The sequence below is a fragment of the Lysinibacillus sp. RU7 genome (assembly GCF_057837305.1).
Genome location: NZ_JBYQFK010000068.1, coordinates 1 through 590, shown reverse-complemented (window position 1 = coordinate 590; position 590 = coordinate 1). Strand labels below are relative to the sequence as shown.

At 41.4% G+C, this 590-nt stretch carries 1 protein-coding gene; it reads left to right on the top strand.

Annotated features, from left to right (window positions below; translation table 11 throughout):
- Window positions 1–15: 15 nt before the first annotated feature.
- A partial coding sequence (locus tag AC3II9_RS21485) for a transposase (RefSeq protein ID WP_489158726.1) occupies window positions 16–590 on the top strand: 575 nt, incomplete at its 3' end.

The following is a 590-nucleotide window of genomic DNA, read 5'->3' as shown; positions in this document are numbered from 1 at the left end:
TTATGTATCCAAGACTTGGGCTATTTTCAATATGAAATATTTCGACAGATTCATCAAGCGAAGGGGTACGTGATTTCTCGCGTCCGTTTAGATAGTACAATCGCGATAGAATCCACACATTTACGCTATCATCCAGACGGACGGATCATCGAAAGTAGTCGATATGAAACCCTGGATTTACAGGCACTTCTTCCAACCATCCAACGAGGTAGTTATGTGGATTTGGCATGTGTCTATTTAGGCAGAGAAGAACGGTATCCAACCCGACTCATTATTTATCATCATGATGAAGAACAAGAGCAAAAAAGACAGAAGAAAATACGGCGTCGTGCGCAACGTTCTGGCAAAATCCCAAAAGAAAAAGTAACTGCATTAGCAGGGATTTCGCTCTTTATGACCAATTTACCGATGACGGTCTCTGCGGAGCAAGTATGTGACTTGTATCGGTTACGTTGGCAAATCGAGTTACATTTTAAAGTATGGAAATCATTTTTACAGTTAGAAGGGACGAAGCAGAAAGCGATCAAAAAGGATCGGTGGGTCGCCCATCTTTACGGGGAATTATTTGTGATGTTAGTCAGTCAAATCAT